This is a genomic window from Rhizobium sp. 01L410 (assembly GCF_056400165.1).
Genome location: NZ_JBFTST010000003.1, coordinates 167558 through 189836, shown reverse-complemented (window position 1 = coordinate 189836; position 22279 = coordinate 167558). Strand labels below are relative to the sequence as shown.

Genomic DNA, 22279 nt, shown 5'->3' with positions numbered 1-22279 from the left:
GTTATACTCGCGCAATCGCAAACCCCGCCTGTGGCTTGGCGTCGGGTCCACGCAGATAAAGGGGCTTCGGCTTTCGGGAAGACGGATCAGCGGCAGCACCGAGGCGCGCCACGATGGAAATGGGAAATGCGTTGACATAGTCGCCAGTCAGTTCGGGCCGCAGCAGCGGCGCGGCCGAGCCGGTGATTTCGCCGTCGAAAGACGATGCGAAAGCGATGGCTTCCCCGACCGGCAAGGCGCGCGGATCATCGAGAGGCTCGCCTTCGGCCGAAAAGCTCTGGAGATAGATTTCGTCGCGCTTGGCATCCATGGCGGCGAGAACCGCGCGGCCAGGCGTCTTCAGCCGTTGTGCGGCTGCCATGGTTTCCAGCGTCGTGACGCCGACGGTTGGGATACCGAGTGCAAGAGCAAAACCGCGGGCTGCGGCCACGCCCACTCGAATGCCTGTAAAGGAGCCGGGGCCGATCGTCACGGCGATGCGTTCGACCATCGCGAGCTTCTTGCCGGCCTGCGACAATGCGCGGTCGACGATGCCCATCAGATGCTCTGCATGCCCCTTGCCAATCATCTCCGATGCCTCCCCAAGCACCGTCTCACTACCGCTGTCAAAAACAGCGGCAGCGCAATCCACACCTGCCGTGTCGAGCGCCAGAATTATCATGCCATCAATTTCCGAATAAATTCTTCCGCGCGCACAATAAATTCATCCGGCCGTGCTGCAATAGCCCGGCCGGGTGAATTGATGCGCAAATACTGCTGTTTAGGCCGCGACGACTTCCTGCACTTCGGGAACGAAGTGGCGAAGCAGGTTCTGAACGCCATGCTTCAGCGTTGCGGTAGAGGAGGGGCAACCGGCGCAGGAGCCCTTCATGTTGAGATAGACCTTGCCGTCCTTGAAGCCGCGGAAGGTGATGTCGCCACCGTCCTGGGCCACAGCCGGACGCACACGTGTGTCCAGCAGTTCCTTGATGGTGAGGACGATCGACTCGTCGCCTGCATCGAAAAACTCGTCGCCTGCATCCGCATCCTCGGAAAGGATCGATGCATCGCCCATGACAGGCTTGCCCGACATGAAATGTTCCATGATCGAGCCGAGGATCGCCGGCTTCAGGTGCTGCCATTCGGCATTGTCCTTGGAGACGGAAATGAAATCATAGCCGAAATAGACACCTGTCACGCCCGGGATTTCGAACAGGCGCGCAGCCAGCGGCGAGGCCTGTGCTTCGTCCGCGCTGCGGAATTCGGCCGTGCCGTTCTCCATCACCACCTTGCCCGGCAGGAACTTCTGCGTGGCGGGGTTCGGGGTGGCTTCGGTCTGAATGAACATTTCGCTCTCCATGCGGCCAAGCCGTCGCTCGGGGCCGTCTTTAGAATTCTTCAAAAGAAAATAGGCTGTTTGGCCGCGCCATTCAAGAGATAATGACTCCAGAATTGCCCTTCTCAGGCAAGCGCGTCCAACTCTTCGTTCGTCAGCGTATCGGGAAGCACGGTGACGGGGATCGGAAAAGCCGCACCCTTGCCGGCAACCGACGAGACCAAGGGGCCCGGTCCCTCTTTCGCCGAACTTGCCGCGAGCACCAGGATAGCAATATCCCGGTCTTCTTCGATCGCCAGATTGATCTGCTCGGCGGCGCTGCCTTCGCGAATGACGATTTCCGGTTCGATACCGATCGTCTCGCGCACGACCTGCGCCGACTTGGCAACGACGGCTTCCGCCTCCTCGCGCGCTTCCGCACGCATGATCTCCTCGACGCCCAGCCACTGCTGAAAATCGCCTTCCGGAATCACGTAGACGAGGACGAGGCCGCCGTTGGAATTCTTGGCGCGCCGGCCGGCATAGTGAACGGCGCGCTGGCATTCGGGTGTACCGTCGATGACCGCCATGAACTTGCGGCGATGACCTTCAAGACGGGAGAGTCGCTTTGATACCATGGCGCGGACTCTGACACCCTAACCCGAAAATTTGCAAGCCCCTCGTACGAGCGCAAGCCCTTCCGGACGGGTTCGCTCGGCACCTAGAGCTTGGTGATCCTGGGAAGCCAGGCGGGCGGATCGTCTGCATGCAAAGCGAGGATTGGCTGCGATGCGATCGCAAAGCGGGCCTCCTTCCACGTCTCGAAACGTGAAGCGCCTTCACCTGCAATGCCATCGTTCTTTTTTGACCAGAGATCGAACAAAGCGCTGCCCATGCGGTCGCCGAATTTGCGGGCGAAGTCTTCGGCCTGGGGAACGAAACCGGCGACCTTAAGTCCGCTGGTGCGCGCGGAGGCGATGTAGAGGCCGAGAAGGCGCTCGATGACAAACGGCCGCATGCTCGTGTTCTTGTCGCGCGCATAATTGCCGTGGCCGATATAGGCTAGGCCTGCCTGCCTGCCTGCGGCGGCCTCTTGCTCGAGAGCGTAGAGGATAGCCTCGCAATAGGAGAAGTAGCCTCTCCAGAAGCGGTCGTTTGCCACGAAATAATTGCAGAAGAAGAATGTATCCGGGCCTTGCGGCTCGCCCACAGGGTAGCCGGTCGCGGCAAGGTAGTCGAAGATCTTGTCCATGCCGACATGACCGGTCGCGATACCCTGATCCCAGGCACTGAGAAAGATCGCGGCGTTGGCCAGCATCGGATTGTAGGCATAGCAGTCGAAACCGTCGCGTTGCGCTTCGCTCGCCTGAGATACGAAATGGGAAAATGGCGTGGCAGCCTTCAACGCGAACTTGCTGGAAACAAGACCCCAGAAGGCGGAAGGGTCGAACCCGATGGCTCTATGGTGATCGTAGAGCGTCCGGAACAGCTCGTATTCGCGCGTCGCGGCCTCAGTATTGAACGATATGTCGAGTGGCACAGCCTGCGGATCCAGCGAAGCGAGCTGCTGATCGTTCAGGTAGGGCTGGTATACGAGGCATCCGTTCCCTGCGACCTTAGCCTTCAGCAGTTCGACGTCCGGCAAATGCGCCGCACCTGGAGTGGAGGCAGACGGGGTCATGGATGTTCCTTGCAGCGCGTCAGCGTTGGATGATCGTCCGGACTGTCCGGACAATGCTGGAAATCCATGGCAGGCAAAGCTTGAGCCGGGCTGACAACGCCCGGCTCAAACAATGTTTGCCTAGTAAAGAAATCCGATGATGTCGCGGACGTCCTTCATCGTGGCTTCGGCGCGGGCGCGGGCGCGCTCGCCGCCGTTGCGCAGGATCGTGTCGATATGGGTCGTGTCGTCCATCAACCGGCGCATCTCGCCGGTGATCGGCGCAAGAACCTGCACCGACAGATCGATAAGGGCCGGCTTGAAGACCGAGAACTGCTGACCGCCGAATTCGGCGAGAACTTCCGCCTTCGTCTTGTCGGCGAGTGCTGCATAGATGCCGACAAGATTGTCGGCTTCCGGGCGGCCCTTCAGGCCCTCGATTTCGCTCGGCAAGCCATCGGGATCGGTCTTTGCCTTGCGGATCTTCTTGGAGATCGCCTCTTCGTCGTCCATCAGGTTGATGCGCGACAGGTCGGACGGATCAGATTTCGACATCTTCTTCGTGCCGTCGCGCAGCGACATGACCCGCGGCGCCGGACCATCGATCAGCGGCTCGACCATCGGGAAATAGGCGTGAACAGGCTCGTTGCCGACCACGATATCGGTGCCGTGACCGGCCCGGCGAATGTGATCCTGATAGTCAAGATTGAACTTCATGGCGATGTCGCGCGCCAGCTCCAGGTGCTGCTTCTGGTCGTCGCCAACAGGCACATGGGTGCCGCGATAGACGAGAATGTCGGCAGCCATCAGGCTCGGATAGGCGAGCAGACCGAGCGAGGCATTCTCGCGGTCCTTGCCGGCCTTGTCCTTGAACTGCGTCATGCGGTTCATCCAGCCAATACGGGCAACGCAATTGAAGACCCAGGCAAGCTCGGCATGTTGCGGCACGGCGGACTGATTGAAGACGATATGCTTTTCCGGATCGATGCCGGCGGCGATAAAGGCCGCAGCGATCGAACGGATCTGACCGCGAAGATCCTCGTGGACCAGCTGCGCGGTGATCGAATGCAGGTCGACGACGCAGTAGATGCAGTCATTGCCGTCCTGCAGCGCCACGAACTTGCGGATCGCGCCGAGATAATTGCCGAGATGGAGATTGCCGGTCGGCTGAACGCCGGAGAATACGAGCTTCTTGAATTCGCCCATGATGATGTCCTCGATTAGGCTGGTGGAGGGCCCCAGGGCCATAGGCCCATGTTGCTAACGGGCGCGCTTATGCACGCGTCAAACGCGGCAATCAAGAGCCTGCTGGTGCGGCGTGTTGGATGAGGTCGAAGGTGTTGCCGTAGGGATCCGAAAACACGGCGACGGTGCCATAGATCTCGTGCCGGGGTTCCTCCAGAAAGTAAACGCCGGCGGCACTCATCGCAGCATGGTCGCGCGCGAAATCGTCGGTCTTCAGGAAGAAGCCAACGCGCCCCCCGGTCTGATTGCCAATCGCGGTCTTCTGCTGCTCGTCCGCGGCCTGCGCAAGAAGGAAGGCCGCACCTTCGCCGCCGCGCGGCTTCACCACGACCCAGCGCTTGCCGTCCGGCATCGCCTCATCCTGCAGGCAGTTGAAGCCGAGCGAACCACAATAGAAAGCCTTTGCGCGATCATAGTCATCGACAACAAGCGTGACGAGAAACAGCGACTGCATGGGTCCGGGCTCCTGATTCAAGGCATTTCAACGGGATGAAGGCTCCCTTCTTAAACTTTTTTCAGCCGCCGAGCCGCATTTTTTGCGTGCAGAAAGCGATTTCGGATGGGCTATGCGCGCAACGGGCAAAGCCTTGATTCCGTTTTGGGTGCCAGGAGTATTTTATACTCATTTATAGCTATGTTGAAAATGTGAATATCCTATAAATGAGGTATTTTCACATTTTCAATTGGTAGAAAATTTCACAAAATGGTCACAATTGAAACCAACGTTCCTGGCGCCATCCGGCCGGGCGCTGCCCTTTCAGCCCGGCCCTTTCCGGAGGGACGTCGATGCACACCATTCTATCCCTGGCGCTCGCCAGTCTTTTCGCCGTGTCTTGTTGCTTGAATGCCAATGCCCAGACCGCCAAGAAGCCATCCGTCAGGCTGCTCAAGAATGCCGCCACATCTGCCTACACGGTGCAGACCGTCAGCGTCCGCGTCGGCTGCTTTCCGCCGCGCCTGAGAGGAATTCTTGCCCATATCGCCGCCAAGACCGGCAGGCGCCCGATGGTGACATCGGGTTTCCGGCCGCATTCCGGCCGGTCACACTCCCAGCACCGGCATTGCAACGCCGCCGATATCCGGGTGCCCGGCGTTTCTGAGCGGGTGGTTATTGCCGCCGCTCAGAGTGCACCGGGCATCGGTGGTATCGGCCGCTACTGCAACGGCATCGTCCATGTCGATACCGGGCCGAAGCGGCGATGGACCTACTGTTGAGCCTCAGCCTTCAGTGGAAGGTGCCGGCTTGCGGTTGAGGTTGCGGCGGATCATGCCGAGATCGGCGCCGCCGACCAGGAATGCCGTGGCGAAATAGACGATCATCGAGATCCCGATCAGCAGTCCCAGCGTGCCGATCTTGGTTGTCAGATGAGCGCTTGAGGCGAGCCACGGCTCCCAGCGATGCTGCAGATAGATGATGACGCCACCCATGACGGCGGCCGAGACGACGAGCAGCGCAGCGCGCCGTGCCAGCGCCCATTCCCACGCGAGGTGGCCTCGCCGGATGAGGGTAGTGAACAGCAGAACCGTGCTGATCCAGCCCGCCGTCGCCTCGGCAACCGCGATGCCGGGAGCACCGAGATGCGGGAAAAGCGTCAGCGCTGTCGCGCAGTTGACGCCGACGGCAACAGCTGAAAACCGCATCGGCGTCTTGGTGTCCTCGCGGGCGTAGAAGCCCGGCTGCAAGGCCTTGATCAGCACGAAAGCCGGAAGGCCGATACCGTAGATCGCCAGGATCGAGCCGACGATCGCGGTGTTTTCCTGGTGGAACGCGCCACGCTCGTAGAGCACGCGGATGATCTCGTCGGAGAGAATCCAGAGCGCGAAGGCAGCCGGGATCGTCAGGAACAACACGAATTCGATCGAGCGGTTCTGCAGGTTGCCAGCTTCGCGCAGATTGCCGCCCTTGAGCGCGCGCGCCAGTTCCGGAAGCAGGACGACGCCGACCGCAACGCCGACGACACCGAGCGGCAGCTGATAGATACGGTCGGCATATTGAAGCGCTGCAATCGCACCTTCGCGCGATGAGGCGATCGCCTGGCCGATCATCTGGTTGATCTGAGTGATACCGCCGGTGACGGCTGCAGGAACCGCGAGGATCAGCAGCCGCTTGACGTTGGGCGTCATGCGCGGACGGCGAAGCCCAATGCTCATGCCCGCATGGATCACGCCAATGTAGACGACGGCGAGCTGCAGGATACCCGCCGCCAGAACGCCCCAGGAAAGGTACCAGGCCGTCTGCAGTGGCTCGGAGCCCGTGTAGAGCGCATAAAACAGCGCGCCGATCATGACGACGTTGAGGAAAACAGGGGCAACAGCGGCGGCAAAGAAGTGATGCAGCGAATTCAGCATCCCGCTCATCATCGCCGTCAGCGACATGCACATCAGATACGGGAACATCACCGCCGCCATGCGCACCGTGATCGAGAACTTGTCCGGATCGTCGGTGAAGCCAGGCGCGATGATAAAGCGCACCAGAAGCGGCATGCAGAGCTCCATCACGATGGTGATGAGCAGCAGTACCGAGAAGAGTACACCGAAGACTTCCTCCGAGAAGCGTTTGGCGCCATCGGTGCCATTCGCCTCGATCTCCTTTGCAAACAGCGGCACGAAGGCTGCATTGAATGCGCCTTCGGCGAACAGCCGCCGGAAGAGGTTCGGAAAGCGGAAGGCGGCGTAGAACACGTCGGCCATCGGCCCGGTGCCGAGGGCGGCGGCCATCAGCGTTTCGCGGGCAAAACCGAAGATACGGCTGCCGAGGGTGGCGCCGCCGACGGTGGCAAATTTCTTGACGAGGCTCATACGGGCGAACCGGCTTTCTTGTCGTTCGGCTGCGAAGTCCTGGTGGCAGCAGGCGCGATGATGCCCGAAGGCATGCGCTCGCGCAGTTCGTCCTCTTCACCCGCCATGACGGCTTTCAGCCGGGCGGTGATGTTGGAGCGCTTGCTGTCGCTGGTGATCTTCTGACCGACGAGGTCTGTGACGTAGAAGGTATCGATCACCTTCTCGCCGAATGTTGTGATGCGGGCGGATTGAATGTCGAGTGACAGATCGGACAGCACGGCGGTGATTTCCGACAGCAGACCGGCGCGGTCGAGGCATTCGACCTCGATGACGGTGAACTTGTTCGACAGGTTGTTAGTGATGTTGACCGACGGCGGAATGACGAAGGCCTTGCTCTTCTTGCGGTTCTTGGTGCGTGTCGCGATGACTTCAGGCAGCCGCTTGCGGCCCGAAAGCACATCCTCGATCATCCGGCCGATCGTTGCTGCACGGCGCAACTCGTCTTCGTCATTGGGAAATTCGCGGCTGACATGGATCGTGTCGAGCGCGCGTCCGTCCGATGTCGTGAAGATCTGCGCATCAACGATATTCGCTCCGGCCGCTGCGCAGGCGCCGGCAATGACGGCAAGCAGGCGCGGATGGTCGGGTGACAGCACGGTGATCTCGGTGATCGCATGGAAGCTGTCGGTCCGAACCGTGGTCGCTAGCGCCTGACCAGCCTTGTCGGTCTGCCGAATGAAATGCGCATGCCGCACCTGGTCCTCAAGCGGGACCGAAAGTAGATAGGGCTGGTAGTGCAGCTTCGTGTAGGTCTTACGGTCCTTCTGCGTCCAGTCGGAGAGCGCGTTGAACAATGCCTCGGCAGCGAAGCCGGCGCGCTCCTTGCGCGATACCTCGGAGAAGCCGCCGGCGAGCAGCAGTTCGGTTTCGTAATAGAGCGTGCGCAGCAGCTGGCCCTTCCAGCCATTCCAGACACCCGGGCCGACGGCGCGAATATCGCAGATCGTCAGGATCAACAGCATCTTCAACCGTTCCAGAGACTGCACGCGATCGGCAAAATCGGTGATCGTCTTGCGGTCCGTCAGGTCGCGGGTCTGGGCGACCATCGACATCGTCAGATGTTCCTCGATCAGCCAGACCACCGTCTCCGTCTGCTTCTGCGACAGGCCGAAGCGCGTGCAGAGTTTGCGGGCAACGCGCGCGCCTGCAATCGAGTGATCTTCCTGGCGGCCCTTGGCGATGTCGTGCAGCAGAACCGCGACATAGAGCGAGTCACGGTCCTCGATCCCGGGCATCAGCTTGTTGGAAAGCGGGTGCAGTTCCTCGGCCTTGCCTTTGTCGATTTCCGAGAGAACATCGACGCTGCGGATCAGATGCTCGTCCACCGTATAGTGATGATACATGTTGAACTGCATCATCGCGACGATCTTGCCGAATTCCGGAATGAAGCGGCCAAGCACGCCTGCCTCGTTCATCCGCCGCAGGATCAGCGCCGGATCACGGTGTGATGTCAGGATCGATAGGAAAAGCCGGTTCGCATCCTCGTTGTCGCGCAGATCGTTGTCGATAAGGCCGAGCGAGCGGCTGACCCGCTTCAGGGCATCGGGATGGAATTCCAGTCCATTCAGATCAGCCACATGGAAGAGCCGGATGATGGCCACAGGATCACGCTTGAAGACCTCAGGATCGGCAAGCGTAATACGGCCGCGATCCTCGACGAATTCCGCACTTCCGGCGATCTTGCGGGTCCGGTGCGTGAAGCGGCTGAGCACGCCGCTCAGTCCCGGGGTCGACTTTGCCTGCTGGTCCTCGAGCGCGGCGCAGAGAATGCGCGTCAGGTCACCGACATCCTTGGCCACCAGGAAGTAGTGCTTCATGAAGCGCTCGACGGCCGAAAGGCCAGGGCGCGGCTGATAGCCCAGCGCTTCGGCAATCTCGCGCTGGATGTCGAAGGAAAGCCGCTCTTCCGCCTTGTTGGTCAGGAAGTGCATGTGGCAGCGCACGGCCCACAGGAAATCCTCGGCGCGCATCAAGAGCCGGTATTCCTGCTTCGAGAGAACGCCGAGCTTGATGAGCTCGGCGGGATCGCGGACGTGATAGTAATATTTCGAGATCCAGAAGAGCGTGTGCAGGTCGCGAAGACCGCCTTTGCCTTCCTTAACGTTGGGCTCGACGAGATAGCGTGTGTCGCCGGCCTTGCGGTGGCGCTCGTCGCGCTCGGCAAGCTTGGCGGCGATGAATTCCGGGCCGGTGCCGGTGACGATTTCCTTGTCGAAGCGCGCTTCGAGATCGGTCTCCAGCGATTGGAGGCCGCAGATATAGCGCATTTCGAGGATCGCCGTGCGTATGGTCATGTCGGATTTCGACAGCGCGATACATTCTTCGACGGTGCGGGTCGCGTGGCCGACTTTGAAGCCCATGTCCCAGAGGATGTAGAGCATGAACTCCACGGCCTTGTGGGTTTCCTCGCCCGGCTTCGGCAGGAAGAGGAATAGCAGGTCGATATCGGAACCCGGCGCCAGCGTGTCTCGGCCATAGCCGCCGACCGCGGTCACCGCGAACTTGTCTTTCTGTTTCGGAAACACTTGGGTGATCGCGAAATTGTAGAGGACCGCGATGATCTGGTCCTGAAGCCAGGAGATGCGGTAGGCGCAATTCAGTCCGCTGCCGTCTTCCGAAAGCAGCGTCCGGGCCTTCTGGCGGCCCTCTGTGCTTGCTTTCTTGAGAACCGCCAAGAGGTCGGAGCGCAGTAGATCCGGCCGGTTCCTGTTCGCCTCGGCGACGGCGTCGCATTGGCTCTGCAGGTAGGAGGTATCAAGAATGCTGGAAAAGTCGATGTCTTGCTTCGCCATGCTCTGTTCGCGCGGCGCGGCTTGATCGTTCTGCGCCTCTCGTTTCGTCTGCATGCGCTATAGCCTCTCTGCCCGGCGAATGACACCGGCTTCATACCTCAAGAACCTTTAATTTTGGCGAAAAGGTGTTAGCGCGGGCCATGCCGAGGCGGTTTGCCGCAAGTTCAGCGAGCGCCGGCTTTCAGGCGGCCTGGGCCTGGACCGAATACAGCACCTGCCGGGCTTCACCGGTAATCGCATCGAGCGTCGGCCTGTCGCATTCACGGTAGCCTGCCTTGGCGATCATCGACGCCAGTTCGCAGATCAGTGCGCAGCTGCGCGTCACTTCCAGAAGGCCGTAGGGCGATTTCCAGCCCCGCGGATTGCCATGCTCGTCGGCCTTGCGCAGCGCCTCGAGGATCGTGAACATATCGGAAAGCCGCTGTGTCTCGCGGACGAGGCTGCGCATGAACATCCGGCGGGCTCCTACTTCACTTGCTTCTTCAGGGCGTAAAGCGCGTCCAGCGCCTCGCGCGGCGTCATGTCGTCGAGGCTCATGCCCTTCAGTGATTCCTCGACCTTCGAAGGGCCACGATTGCCATCTTCGCGGCGCACCGCCACCTGGAAAAGCGGCAGGTCGTCGATCAGCTGGCTAGCCGGGTTCTTGCGGTCGGCGTCTTCCAGACGGGTCAGCACGTCGCGCGCGCGGGCAACCACCGAGGCCGGCAACCCGGCCAGCCGCGCAACCTGGATGCCATAGGAGCGATCCGCCGCGCCCGGACCAACTTCATGCAGGAAGATGACGTCGCCATCCCATTCCTTGACGCGCATCGTAGCGTTCGATAGCCGGGCAAGCTTTTCCGACAGAACCGTCAGCTCATGAAAGTGCGTCGCAAACAGACCGCGGCACCGGTTGGCCTCATGCAGATGCTCGACAGCGGCCCAGGCGATCGACAGGCCGTCGAACGTCGCCGTTCCACGGCCGATCTCATCGAGGATGACGAGCGAGCACTCCGTAGCCTGATTGAGGATCGCCGCGGTCTCGACCATCTCGACCATGAAGGTCGAGCGGCCGCGGGCGAGGTCGTCGGATGCGCCGACGCGCGAAAACAGCCGGTCGACGATGCCGATATGCGCCGATGCCGCCGGGACGAAACAGCCCATCTGCGCCAGGATCGCAATCAGGGCGTTTTGGCGCAGGAAGGTGGATTTACCGCCCATGTTCGGGCCGGTGAGCAGCCAGATGGCGCCGTCCTTGCCGTCGGAAGCGGGAGACAGATCACAATTGTTGGCGACGAAGGGCCCGGACGACTGGCGGCGCAGCGCTTGCTCGACGACAGGATGCCTGCCGCCTTCGATCGCAAACATCTTCGAACCATCAACGATCGGGCGGCAATAGGCCTGTTCGTCGGCGAGCAGGGCAAGTGACGCCGCAACGTCGATCACGGCCAGCGCCCTGGCGCCGGCTTTGATGGCTTCTGCTTCTGCAACGACGGCCGCGGTCATCCGGTCGAAGGCCTTCAGCTCGATCTGCAGCGCCCGGTCGGCGGCGTTGGCAATACGGCTTTCGAGATCGGCGAGCTCTGTCGTCGTGAAACGCATGGCATTCGCCATCGTCTGCCGGTGGATGAAGCGCGCCTTGGCCTCGGCGGTATCGGTCATCGGCCCGGCATTGCCCGCCGTCACCTCGATGAAATAGCCTAGAACATTGTTATGCTTGATCTTCAGCGACTTGATGCCGGTCTCATCGGCATATTGCAGCTGCAGCCCGGCAATCACCCGGCGCGACTGGTCGCGCAGTGCCCGGACTTCGTCGAGCTCGGCATCCGCGCCATCGCGCAGAAAGCCGCCGTCGCGCTTCAGCAATGGCAATTCGTCGGCCAGCGTCTCGCCGAGCAGCGCTTCCAGTGCGGGCGGAAGCGCATGAAGCTCGGACGAGGCGGCATCGAGTTCGGCGGGCAGCAGGGCATCGGAAAGACGGCGCGCCAGTTCACTGGCAGCACCAAGGCCTTGGCGGATCGCCCAGAGGTCGCGCGGTCCGCCACGATCGAGCGCCAGGCGGGAAAGCGCACGCGGCATATCCGGCACATGCCTCAAGGCGTCCCGCAGATCGCCGCAAAGTGACGGCTCTTCGATCAGGAAGCCGATCGAATCCAGCCGCTCGTTGATCCTTGCCGGATCGGTCAGCGGCGACATCAGCCGCTCGGCGAGCAACCGTGCGCCACCACCGGTAACTGTACGGTCGATAGCCTTCAGGAGCGATCCGTTGCGGTCTCCCGAGAGCGTCTTCGCCAGTTCGAGATTGGCGCGGGTCGCCGGATCGATGAACAACGTCGAAGCGCCGCTCTCGCGCTCGGGCTTTCCAAGCGGCGGCCGCTCGGCGATTTGGGTCTTCTCGACATAGGCGACAGCGGCGGCCGCAGCCGCAAGTTCTGCCCGCGAGAAAGTCCCGAAACCGTCCAGCGTCGAAACCCCGAAATAGCGGGTGATGCGGCCCTCGGCTGTGGCGCTGTCGAACAGCACGCCCGGCTGCGGCACGGCGACCCGGCCAAGCACGTCGAAGACAGGCTTCAGTTCCGGGTCGTAGAACATCGTATCCGGGACGATCAGCTCGCGCGGCTCGATACGCAGGATGTCGGCCAGCAGGCGGGAAGCCTCTGTTTCAGCGAGACGGAAAACGCCGGTGGAAATGTCGATCCAGGCAAGCGCCAGCAGCGGTTCGGATGCGCCGCGGATCCGGGTGAGCGCCATCAGGTAATTCGATTCCGATGGCGAAAGAAGCTTCTCTTCGGTGATCGTACCCGGCGTGACCAGGCGGACGACATCGCGCCTGACGACCGATTTCGATCCGCGCTTCTTGGCTTCCGCCGGATCTTCCACCTGCTCGCAGACGGCCACGCGGAAACCAAGGCCGATCAGCCTCTGCAGGTAGTCGTCGGCCGCATGAACGGGAACGCCGCACATCGGGATATCCTGGCCCATATGCTGGCCGCGCTTTGTCAGCGTGATGCCGAGCGCGCGGGAGGCATCGAGTGCGTCCTCGAAGAACAGCTCGTAGAAATCGCCCATGCGGTAGAACAGCAGCGAATCCGGATTGTTTGCCTTGATCTCGATGAACTGCTCCATCATCGGTGTGGCCGAGGCGCGGCTTTCCTCCGTCGAAAGTTCGGCAGCCGAAAAGGCTTCGTGTCGAGGATCCATTCTGTCGTTCACGTCGGTCGGCTTTTCCCTAAAAAACAGGTGCCACCCTATCGAAGCGCGGCTATAGAAGACAACAGCTATCGGGAAATGGGAGCCGTTAGCCCACAGGAGGATTGAGGGAGGCATTCGGCGAACCGCGAGGTCAGGAACCCCTTGAGGGGACACCTGTCAGCTCGACCGGATATTTTAATCGATTGTAGCCGTACGGCTTTTTCGCAAGGCGTCGTGTCGGCCCAAATAAGCGTGTCTATAGAGGGATAACGGCGCAATCGAAGATGGTTGCCAGGAGATTTGGAGGACATATGCCCGACATGAACAGCAAGCAGCGCCCCGCCAACGGCATCACCGACAAGGAAGCACTGGACTTCCACTCTATGGGGCGGCCGGGCAAGCTCGAGGTCAATCCAACCAAGCCGATGGCGACACAGCGTGATCTCTCATTGGCCTATTCGCCTGGTGTCGCCGTTCCGGTCAAGGCGATCGCCGCCGATCCCGCCACTGCCTACGACTACACGACGCGTGGCAACATGGTGGCCGTCATTTCCAACGGTACGGCCATTCTCGGTCTCGGTAATCTCGGCGCTTTGGCGTCCAAGCCGGTCATGGAAGGCAAGTCGGTCCTTTTCAAGCGTTTCGCCGATGTCGATTCCATCGACCTTGAAGTCGATACCGAGAATGTCGACGAGTTCATCAATTGCGTCCGCTTCCTCGGCCCGTCCTTCGGCGGCATCAACCTCGAAGATATCAAGGCGCCGGACTGTTTCATCATCGAGCAGCGCCTGCGCGAGCTGATGGACATCCCGGTTTTCCACGACGACCAGCACGGCACCGCAATCATCGCCGCAGCCGGTCTGATCAATGCGCTGGAGCTCACCGGCCGTGACCTGAAGACGACGAAGCTCGTCTGCAACGGGGCCGGAGCCGCGGCGATCGCCTGCGTCGAGCTGATCAAGGCGATGGGTTTCGCGTCGGAAAACATCGTGCTCTGCGACACCAAGGGCGTGATCTACCAAGGCCGCACCGAGGGCATGAACCAGTGGAAGTCAGCCCACGCCGTCAAGACCAAGGCCCGCACGCTGAAAGAAGCGATGAAGGGTGCCGACGTCGTCTTCGGCCTGTCGCAGAAGGGTGCCTTCTCGGAGGACATGATCCGCTCGATGGCCGATCGGCCGATCATCTTCGCGATGGCGAACCCGGATCCTGAAATCACACCTGAAGAAGTCGCCCGCATCCGCGACGACGCAATCATGGCGACCGGCCGCTCGGATTATCCGAACCAGGTCAACAACGTCCTCGGCTTCCCCTACATCTTCCGCGGCGCGCTCGATGTTCGCGCCACGACTATCAACGACGACATGAAGATTGCCGCCGTCAAGGCGCTCGCCAGTCTCGCCCGCGAAGATGTGCCCGACGATGTCGTTGCCGCCTATCAGGGCAATCGCCCGCGCTTCGGCGCGCAGTACATCATCCCGGTTCCCTTCGATCCGCGGCTTATCTCGGCGATCCCGGCCGCCGTCGCGGAAGCTGCGATTGAAAGCGGCGTGGCCCGCAAGGTCATCACCGATATGGAGGGCTATCGCCGCGAGCTCTCCGCCCGCCGCGATCCGATCGCCTCGACGCTGGCGAGCCTCTACGAGCGCGTCCGGCGCCGCCCGAAGCGCGTCGTATTCGCCGAAGCCGAAGAAGAACAGGTGATGCGCGCCGCGCTCTCTTATGCCAACCAGCAGCTCGGCACCGCGATCCTGCTCGGCCGCGAGGACTTGATCAAGGCAACGGCGGAACGTGCCGGTATCGATCTCAACCGTCCAGGCCTGGAGATCGTCAATGCCCGTATCTCCACCCGCGTCGACGCCTATATCGACTATCTCTATGCCCGCCTGCAGCGGAAGGGCTACCTTCACCGCGATGCACAGCGCCTGATCCACAATGACCGCAACCATTTCGCGGCCACCATGGTAGCGCTCGGCGATGCCGACGGCATGGTGACCGGGATCACCCGCAACTACTCGACGGCGCTGGAAGATGTCCGCCGCTGCATCGATGAGAAGCCGGGTCATCGGGTTATCGGCGTGTCGCTGGTGCTTGCGCGCGGCCGCACCGTCTTCGTTGCAGATACCGCCGTGCATGACATGCCGACGGCTGAGGAGCTCGCCGATATCGCCGAGGAAGCCGCCGGTCTCGCCCGCCGCATGGGGTATCAGCCGCGCGTCGCCATGCTCGCCTACTCCACCTTCGGCCATCCATCGGGTGAGCGCTCCGAGCGCGTACGCGAGGCGGTGAAGATCCTCGACAAGCGCCGGGTTGATTTCGAGTATGACGGCGAAATGTCGGCGGACGTGGCGCTGAATCGCAAGGCGATGGAGCAGTATCCGTTCTGCCGCCTGTCCGGCCCGGCCAATGTCCTCGTCATGCCGGCCTTCCACTCGGCCTCCATCAGCACCAAGATGCTGCAGGAACTCGGCGGCTCCACCGTCATCGGCCCGATCCTCGTCGGCCTCGACAAGGCCGTCCAGATCACCTCGATGGGCGCCAAGGACAGCGACATCGTCAACATGGCGGCAATTGCCGCCTATGCGGCCGGGTCGTAAAGCGAATAGCAATGACAAGGCGGAATTGGCGACACATCCGCTTTGTTCAGTCTGTCGTCAACCCGCGAACATGATCAGGTTGCCATCGGGATCGCGCACGATGAAAGTGCGCGCGCCCCAAGGCTCCGTTTTCAGGCTCTGATAAAATGGAGCGCCGGCCGCCGTATATTCCAGAAATAATGCCTTCACGTCGTCGACAGTGATCGTTGCCGAGAGCGCATCGATTTCTTGGCGCCGAAATTCAACGCTGAAGGCTGGGCTATCGACGTGCCTGATATTCAGCTTCGCAGCGTCACGGGCGACCTGGGCATAGAAGGGCGGATTGCCGTAGGCGAAGGTAGTTTCGAATTTCAGCTTATGGGCATAAAACGAGAGAGATGAATCGATGTCGCTCACGAACAGCTGAGGCTGTGAATCGATCATTCGAGGCGTTGATGGGGATTGCTGCTTGGCTGCTGAACTCATTTCGCTAAGTCCCTCTTTCAGCGCGGCCCAGCTTTCAAAGCCCTCCATAGCGGCAACCAGCTCTTGAGCATCAACCAGCTTGAACTCGGCGTTGAGGATAGCCTTGTCGTCAAGGTGCCTGAAGCGCGGGAGCCAATATCCAATTTCCGCAGCAACAGGATAATAACGATCCTGATGCCAGCGTTTGAACTGCTTGGCTTTTTTCTTGAGGTTTTCGAAATTGGGCATGGCGCAACGTTGAAGATCGTAGGCGGGCATAGCCCAGCCGGCACCATGCCGATGCGCCCTACTGAAACGCTGACTTCAGGATGAATGTCCAACCGGGCGCCGTCAAGAGTGACGGCGCCTGCTCACGGCTATCAGCTTGCAAAACGTCCGGCGTCAGCGCCGTAGTAGTTCAGGTAGCGGTCCGAGATGCTGGAGATCGGCAGGACGATCAGCACGTCGGTGGTGTTGAAGGCGTGGTCGACGACGGCGGTCGAGCCGACCATGGCGCCGAGGCGCAGGTAACCTTTGATCAGCGGCGGAAGCGCCATCAGCGCCTTCTTCGGGTTCACCGCTTCCGGCGGCATCAGGTCCATGGCGCGTGCCATATGCGGCAGGGCATCGACAGCCCACTCGTCCTTGGCAACGACCGTGTGGTGCAGGAAGGAAAGCGCCAGTGCATGGCTTTCCGGATGAACGCCCGGAAACGATGCGCAACCGAACATCGCGCTGACGCCATGCTTCAGGGCGTAGGCCCAGTTGCCCTGCCAGAGAAGCTCGACCGTGCGCTTGGTGCGGTAGGCGGGCAGCACGCAGGAGCGGCCGAGTTCCATGAACTTCTTGTCGGGATGACGGGCGAGCAGCTCGCCGATGGCGAATTCGGAAGCCGAGTAAAAGCCGCCATTCGCCATTGCGACGTCCTGCCGCAGCAGGCGGTAGGTGCCGACGATCTGATCTTCGCTGTCGCCCTCGATCGAGCGGTCGAGAACGAGAAGGTGGTCACAGAAGGCGTCATAGGCATCGACGTCGCGCTCGCGGCGCATTGTCTCAGCCGGAAGCTGCGCGCCCATTTCCTCGACAAAAACGCGGTAGCGGACATGCTGCGAAGCGTCGATTTCGCTTGCAGTGCGGGCCAGCCGGGTTTCGAGATTGCCGATGCGGCCGAGAACGTCGCTTTCCTTCGGCGTCGCCGAAGCTGCAGGCCGTGTCGCCTCCACCAATGTCTCACGATTCAAGGTGTCGATGTCCATTGACGATTCTCCCGTTGCCGGCTCATGAGCTGCCATAAAACACTAATGTGCGACAGGAAAGTGACATCAATGTTACGGAAAAATGCAGCTGGTGTCACTCATCATCAGAGCGCTTCGGCGCGTCTTGCGGAGAGCGCGGCGACGGCCTGAACCTCGGTCAGTAGCCGGATGGGGTCGATCGGCTTGATCATGACGCGGTTGGCCCCGGCGAGCAGAACTGCGCGGCGCGACTCGTCCCGCTTGTCGGCCGTCAGCACGATGACCGGCACCGGCAGCAGGTCGAGCCGCCGCTCGTGACCACGCAGACGGCCGATCATGTCAACGCCTTCGCCGCCCGGCATGGTCAGGTCGCTGATGATGATATCAGGCCTGCTGCCATTCTCCGACAGCGCGCCATCGAGCAGTGCCTCGAAATCCTCGACATGGCGGACGGTATGCCCGCCCTTTTCCAGCATCGCACGAACAAGCATTGCGTTGATCGGATCGTCTTCGCCAAGCAGGATATCCAGCCCATGCTGCTGGCTGGCTTCCGGGATCGAGGCGCTGAAGCCCGGTTGATTGTCGTTCAGCGCGTCGCGCTTTTCCATGCCGCGCATGCGGCCGCGCAGCACGTCTATCAGCGACTGCTCACGCAGTGGCCGGATCAGCCAGGCGTCGAAGAGATCGAGCGCATGGGAATTGCGTTCTTCCGGATTGACGAGCAGGATCTTGCGCAGGCCGAGCGCCGCAATATCGGCGCGATCGGCGAGATGGCTGGAGAACTCGGCCGATAGCCGGTGATCGATGATGATGTCGGTGGGGCGTTGTCCGCGGCCGGCCATGTAAAGCAGCGTATCGCGGGCCGTCTCGCCGTCTTCGACGAGGTGGCAATCGCCGCCGAGCGCCGTCACCGTCTCGGCAATCGCGGCCCGCGCTGCACCTGCCGGTGCGAGCAGCAGCACGGTGTTTCCTGCCAGCAGCCCCTTGCGCCGTCCGCGGCTTTCGTCGGTCATGCCGGCCGGGAAGCGGATGGTGAATTCGCTGCCTTTGCCTTTTTCGCTGGCAACCGTCAGCGAGCCGCCGAATTCGCGCATGATGCGGGCGGAGATCGTCAGCCCAAGCCCGGTGCCGCCGCTCTTTTCCATCATCGTTCCTCCCTGTTCGAATTCTGCAAAGATCCGCGACTGCTCCTCCGCAGTCATGCCGGGTCCGGTGTCGGTCACGGTGATGACAAGGTCGTCGTCCGTCAGGGCCGCGCGGATGAAGACGCCGCCCGCCTGGGTGAATTTCACCGCGTTGCCGATAACGTTGAACAGCACCTGGCGAAGGCGGGCCGGATCGAAGCTCATGAATTCCGGAACATCCGAAGACACGGTCGCGCCGATCTCGATATCCTTCTCATGGGCGCGATGCGCCAGCATTTCGACGACGCTCTCCAGCAACTGCCGGAGCGATTCCGATCGCGGCCGCAGCTGGAAACGGCCGACTTCGATGGTCGAGAAATCGAGCAGGTCTTCAACCAGTTGCGTCAGCGCATGGCCGGATTGGCGGATGCCGCCGATATAGTTCTGCTGCTCCTGCGTCATCTGCGCCTGGGTGAGCAGATGCGTCATGCCGAGAATGCCGGATAGCGGCGTGCGGATTTCATGGCTGACAGTGGCAAGCAGGCGCGATTTTGCCGCGCTATTGTATTCCGCCTTCTGCCGCGCCTCTTCGCGGGCCTGTGCCGTCAGCCGCTCGGCGGTTACGTCCCGGGCGACGCTCTGGATCAGCAGATTGCCGCTCGTGGGGTCGCGGGTGACGACGTCGTTCCAGACAAAGATGCGCTGTCCCTCCGGCGTCGAGATCTCGACGTCGAAGCGATGCGGTTCGGCGCCGGGGCGAAAGGCAATGCCGATTTCCTCACAGGTCTGGCCTTCCGGCTTCAGCCGCCCGGTGAGACGCCGGAACGTCGCGTTGGCGCCAAGGATTCGCCGGTCGATGCTGCGGGTAACGGTGATATCGCCAAGTACGTCGTGGACATTGGCAAAAAGATCTGCTGCCTCGCTGGCCGGTACGCGCTCATGTCCGGTCTTCGCGGCCAGACGAGAATTCGTCTTGCGGCTCGACGCGGCGGCATAGGCGATCAACACGACAGCAATGAAGGCAAGTTCGGCGGACAGAAACAGAAAGCCGCCCGCCTGTCCGAGAAAAATGAGGAGGCAGGCCGCAATCAGACCGGCGCCACCGAGCCAATATGACACAATGCTGCGAAGCGGCCGCTTCCGGTGTTCCTGCAGCGCGTCAGCCTTGGATTGCAGGCTATCATCCGCCGCCCGCATTGCCTGCGGTTTGGCGGGACCGAATGCCGCGGTCAATCTTTCCTGCAGTTGAGCCAAGCTTTGCATGACTTCTGGCTAACATAGGCGCTCTTCCGAATGCCTTCAGGAAAAAGCTAAAATTTTAGCTTTCGGCCTTTTTCGGTTGCAGCAACTCGTCAAGAATCACGCATCCCGCGCCGACGGTGATAAAACTATCGGCAAGATTGAAAACTGCGAACGACCATGTTTCGGTATGAAACAGGATGTAATCGATCACGTGCCCGTAGAGAAAGCGGTCGAAGAGGTTGCCGAGCGCGCCGGCAATGATCAGCGCGAAGCCGGTATGCGCGATCCAGCGGTCCTTCGCTGTGCGATGCCACATCCAGATCACGAAGGCGACAATGATCAGGCGCATTCCCACGATGAACCAGCCGTCCATACCCGAGAGCATCGAGAAGGCGACACCGAGATTGTAGGTTCTATAGAGCGCCAGCATCGGAATGACCGGAACCATCTCCTGCAGCGGCAGATAGTGATCGACGGTAATCTTCACAGCCTGATCGAGGATCACTGCCACCACGATGAACAGCAAGATCGGCAGCGGGCGCGAAAAGAGGGCCGGGCGCGGGAGCGTCTGTTCGGTCATTTTGCCTCGGACAATGAGAGAAGGTGGCGCCGGGCCTCGAAGAGCATCACGGCGCTGGCAACGGCAAGATTGAGCGAGTCGGCGAGGCCCTGCTGCGGAATGCGGGCCAGCGCATCGGCCTGGCTTGCAAGCTGATCCGGGAGGCCGGACTGCTCGTTGCCCATCAGGATAACAACGGGCTTCTTCTTGTAGTCGATCGTGCGGTAGTCCACCGAGCCGGCAAGATGCGTTGCGACCACCGAAACACCGGCCGTCTTCTTCCAGGCAATGAAGTCCTCTGGCGAAGCGCGGGTGACCGGCACGGCAAAGACCGATCCCATGGTGGCGCGCACGGTCTCCAGCGAGAAAGGATCCGTCGTTTCGCCGACAAGGATAACGCCGGAGGCGCCTGCCGCATCGGCGGTGCGAATGATCGTGCCGAGATTGCCGGGATCGCGGACGCGGTCGAGTGCAATCCAGGTTTCGCCCTGCTGGGGATGGATATCACGCAACGGCTTCCAGCGGGTCTCGAAGATGCCGACGACCATTTGCGGGTTGTCGCGGCGCGTGACCGAGGAAAGCACTTTCTCGCTCACCTCAAGCACCAGCCCGCCCGAGGCGACGGTCTTTGCCGCCATCTGCTCGACCAGCGGCTTGCCCTTCGCGGCCTTGGCATAGACCAGGGTGCGGATCGTCCAGCCGAGCTCGATCGCGTCGATCACGAGCTTCAGGCCCTCGGCCATGAAGGTGCCGCTCTGCTCGCGAGTCTTCTTGTCGCTGAGCGCCTTGATGTCCTTGATGATCGGATTGGCAAGCGAGGTGACTTCCTTCACCTGGCCGACCCGGCGGGGTCCGCGGTCGTGATATTCGTTCATTTCGGCACCCAGCGGGAGAAGAGAGACGTAGAAAGGGCGCGGCCCGGCGTCTTGCCGTCGAGACCGCCTTCGCGGATCACCAGCTCGCCGGATTCGACGACGCCACCGGCGCCGCGCATCGTTTCGCGCATCAGTTCGTGGATCGAATAGAAGCTGGCGCGGATCGAATAGGCAGTCAGCACCAGGCCGACGGCCTTGGGCGACAGGATGCCGCGGCAGATGTCGAGCATCAGAGGCAGATGCTCGAAGAGGTGCCAGACCTCGCCATTCGGCCCACGGCCGAATTTCGGCGGATCCGTCAGAATGATGTCATAGGTGTTGCCGCGGCGCTCTTCGCGCAGGATGAACTTCATCGCGTCTTCGCAAATCCAGCGGATCGGCAGCTTTTCCATCCGTCCGAGCGCCTGGTTCTCACGCGCCCAGCCGATTGCCTTCTTCGAGGCATCGACATGGGTCACTTCGGCACCGGCTGCAGCTGCGACCAGCGAGGCGACACCGGTATAGCCAAAGAGGTTCAGCACCTTGAGCGGCCTGCCTGCACGTTCGACCTGTTCCTTCATCCAGGCCCAATGGACGATCTGCTCCGGAAATACGCCGACATGCCGGAACGACGTGAAGCGGCCGAAGAAATCGACGCCGAGCAGGTGGAGCGGCCAGGTTTCGCCGAGCGCGTCCTTCGGGAAACGCCAGCGGCCGGTGCCTTCTTCATCGACGTCGCCGGTGAAGGCGGCATCGACCTTTTCCCAGACATGCGCCGGAAGTGACGGTTGCCACAGCGCCTGTCCCTCGGGGCGGATGATGCGATAGGGCCCGTATTGTTCGAGCTTCTGGCCGTTGCCGCTGTCGATCAGGTGGAAATCGCCGGCACCCAGCGATTCAAGAATGACAGGCACGCGCTCAGCCGGCCGGTCGCCCGTCCGGGTCTGCAACGGGCGTTCGATAGCAGGGCTCGTTGCGGCTTCGCGCACTGTTTCACGGGCAGCCGCAGGTTTCGCTGCGGGCTTTGCCGGGCGGTTGGGGCGCTCGTCGTTGCGGCGGTGGCCGGGGGAGCCGGGAGGCGTCTTTGCGCCCGGCCGGCGTTCTTTTTGTTTCAACGTGGTGTTCCGCGTCTTCAATTCGATAGAGCCCGTGCAAATAGCATTCCGTTTCACCTTGGCAAAGCGCTTTCCCGCTGTGATAAGTTTAGCGATCCGAAATGGG

18 protein-coding genes are annotated in these 22279 nt (G+C 61.4%); 2 read left to right on the top strand and 16 right to left on the bottom strand.

What is annotated here, in order from left to right; translation table 11 throughout:
- Nucleotide 1: 1 nt before the first annotated feature.
- The 6 genes from tsaB to AC1DV9_RS08115 all read right to left on the bottom strand — a co-directional run bounded on the left by tsaB (nt 2) and on the right by AC1DV9_RS08115 (nt 4653).
- Nucleotides 2-661, bottom strand: coding sequence for a tRNA (adenosine(37)-N6)-threonylcarbamoyltransferase complex dimerization subunit type 1 TsaB (tsaB, locus tag AC1DV9_RS08140; protein ID WP_477947151.1), 660 nt, complete (start codon nt 659-661; stop codon nt 2-4).
- Nucleotides 662-760: 99 nt separating this feature from the next.
- Nucleotides 761-1327 carry a NifU family protein gene (locus AC1DV9_RS08135; RefSeq protein WP_112385392.1) on the bottom strand — a complete coding sequence of 189 codons (567 nt, stop codon included), beginning with the start codon at nt 1325-1327 and terminating at the stop codon, nt 761-763.
- Between the two features lie 113 nt (nt 1328-1440).
- Nucleotides 1441-1932 carry a universal stress protein gene (locus AC1DV9_RS08130; RefSeq protein WP_112385250.1) on the bottom strand — a complete coding sequence of 164 codons (492 nt, stop codon included), beginning with the start codon at nt 1930-1932 and terminating at the stop codon, nt 1441-1443.
- A gap of 83 nt (nt 1933-2015) precedes the next feature.
- Complete coding sequence (locus AC1DV9_RS08125; RefSeq protein WP_477947150.1) at nt 2016-2975, bottom strand: hypothetical protein; 960 nt, start codon at nt 2973-2975, stop codon at nt 2016-2018.
- Nucleotides 2976-3095: 120 nt separating this feature from the next.
- Nucleotides 3096-4160: a tryptophan--tRNA ligase gene (gene trpS, locus AC1DV9_RS08120; RefSeq protein WP_477947149.1), complete on the bottom strand. Its 1065-nt coding sequence runs from the start codon at nt 4158-4160 to the stop codon at nt 3096-3098.
- 91 nt (nt 4161-4251) lie between these two features.
- Nucleotides 4252-4653, bottom strand: coding sequence for a VOC family protein (locus AC1DV9_RS08115; protein ID WP_477947148.1), 402 nt, complete (start codon nt 4651-4653; stop codon nt 4252-4254).
- 332 nt (nt 4654-4985) lie between these two features.
- Here AC1DV9_RS08115 and AC1DV9_RS08110 point away from each other — a divergent pair, with 332 nt between their 5' ends.
- Entirely contained in the window at nt 4986-5414 is a 429-nt protein-coding gene (locus AC1DV9_RS08110; protein WP_112385254.1) for a YcbK family protein, read from the top strand.
- Nucleotides 5415-5417: 3 nt separating this feature from the next.
- Here AC1DV9_RS08110 and murJ read toward each other — a convergent pair whose 3' ends face one another.
- The 4 genes from murJ to mutS all read right to left on the bottom strand — a co-directional run bounded on the left by murJ (nt 5418) and on the right by mutS (nt 13012).
- Nucleotides 5418-6998: a murein biosynthesis integral membrane protein MurJ gene (gene murJ, locus AC1DV9_RS08105; RefSeq protein WP_477947147.1), complete on the bottom strand. Its 1581-nt coding sequence runs from the start codon at nt 6996-6998 to the stop codon at nt 5418-5420.
- The gene (locus AC1DV9_RS08100) at nt 6995-9886 is read right to left on the bottom strand and encodes a [protein-PII] uridylyltransferase (RefSeq protein WP_477947145.1); all 2892 of its coding nucleotides are present in this window, start codon (nt 9884-9886) and stop codon (nt 6995-6997) included. The genes murJ and AC1DV9_RS08100 overlap by 4 nt, the downstream gene beginning before the upstream one ends.
- 127 nt (nt 9887-10013) lie before the next feature.
- Nucleotides 10014-10286, bottom strand: coding sequence for a hypothetical protein (locus tag AC1DV9_RS08095; RefSeq protein WP_477947143.1), 273 nt, complete (start codon nt 10284-10286; stop codon nt 10014-10016).
- 11 nt (nt 10287-10297) lie between these two features.
- Nucleotides 10298-13012, bottom strand: coding sequence for a DNA mismatch repair protein MutS (gene mutS / locus AC1DV9_RS08090; RefSeq protein WP_477947509.1), 2715 nt, complete (start codon nt 13010-13012; stop codon nt 10298-10300).
- Between the two features lie 302 nt (nt 13013-13314).
- Between mutS and AC1DV9_RS08085 the strand changes: the two genes are divergently transcribed.
- A complete protein-coding gene (locus AC1DV9_RS08085; protein WP_477947141.1) occupies nt 13315-15600 on the top strand; it encodes an NADP-dependent malic enzyme in 2286 nt (761 codons plus the stop codon).
- Between the two features lie 57 nt (nt 15601-15657).
- On the opposite strand, the gene AC1DV9_RS08080 is transcribed toward AC1DV9_RS08085, so the two are convergent.
- The 6 genes from AC1DV9_RS08080 to AC1DV9_RS08055 form a co-directional block, all read right to left on the bottom strand.
- On the bottom strand, nt 15658-16293 hold the full coding sequence (locus tag AC1DV9_RS08080; protein WP_477947508.1) for a bleomycin resistance protein: 636 nt from the start codon (nt 16291-16293) through the stop codon (nt 15658-15660).
- Between the two features lie 131 nt (nt 16294-16424).
- Nucleotides 16425-17300 (bottom strand): l-ornithine N(alpha)-acyltransferase, encoded by an 876-nt coding sequence (olsB, locus tag AC1DV9_RS08075; protein WP_477947139.1) that lies wholly within the window; start codon nt 17298-17300, stop codon nt 16425-16427.
- Between the two features lie 104 nt (nt 17301-17404).
- The gene (locus AC1DV9_RS08070) at nt 17405-19636 is read right to left on the bottom strand and encodes a PAS domain-containing hybrid sensor histidine kinase/response regulator (RefSeq protein WP_477947137.1); all 2232 of its coding nucleotides are present in this window, start codon (nt 19634-19636) and stop codon (nt 17405-17407) included.
- 85 nt (nt 19637-19721) lie between these two features.
- Nucleotides 19722-20225, bottom strand: coding sequence for a signal peptidase II (lspA, locus tag AC1DV9_RS08065; RefSeq protein WP_112385262.1), 504 nt, complete (start codon nt 20223-20225; stop codon nt 19722-19724).
- Nucleotides 20222-21079 (bottom strand): TrmH family RNA methyltransferase, encoded by an 858-nt coding sequence (locus AC1DV9_RS08060; protein WP_112385263.1) that lies wholly within the window; start codon nt 21077-21079, stop codon nt 20222-20224. Before AC1DV9_RS08060 ends, lspA begins: the two co-directional genes overlap by 4 nt.
- Nucleotides 21076-22173 carry a class I SAM-dependent methyltransferase gene (locus AC1DV9_RS08055; protein ID WP_477947135.1) on the bottom strand — a complete coding sequence of 366 codons (1098 nt, stop codon included), beginning with the start codon at nt 22171-22173 and terminating at the stop codon, nt 21076-21078. Before AC1DV9_RS08055 ends, AC1DV9_RS08060 begins: the two co-directional genes overlap by 4 nt.
- Nucleotides 22174-22279 lie beyond the last annotated feature (106 nt).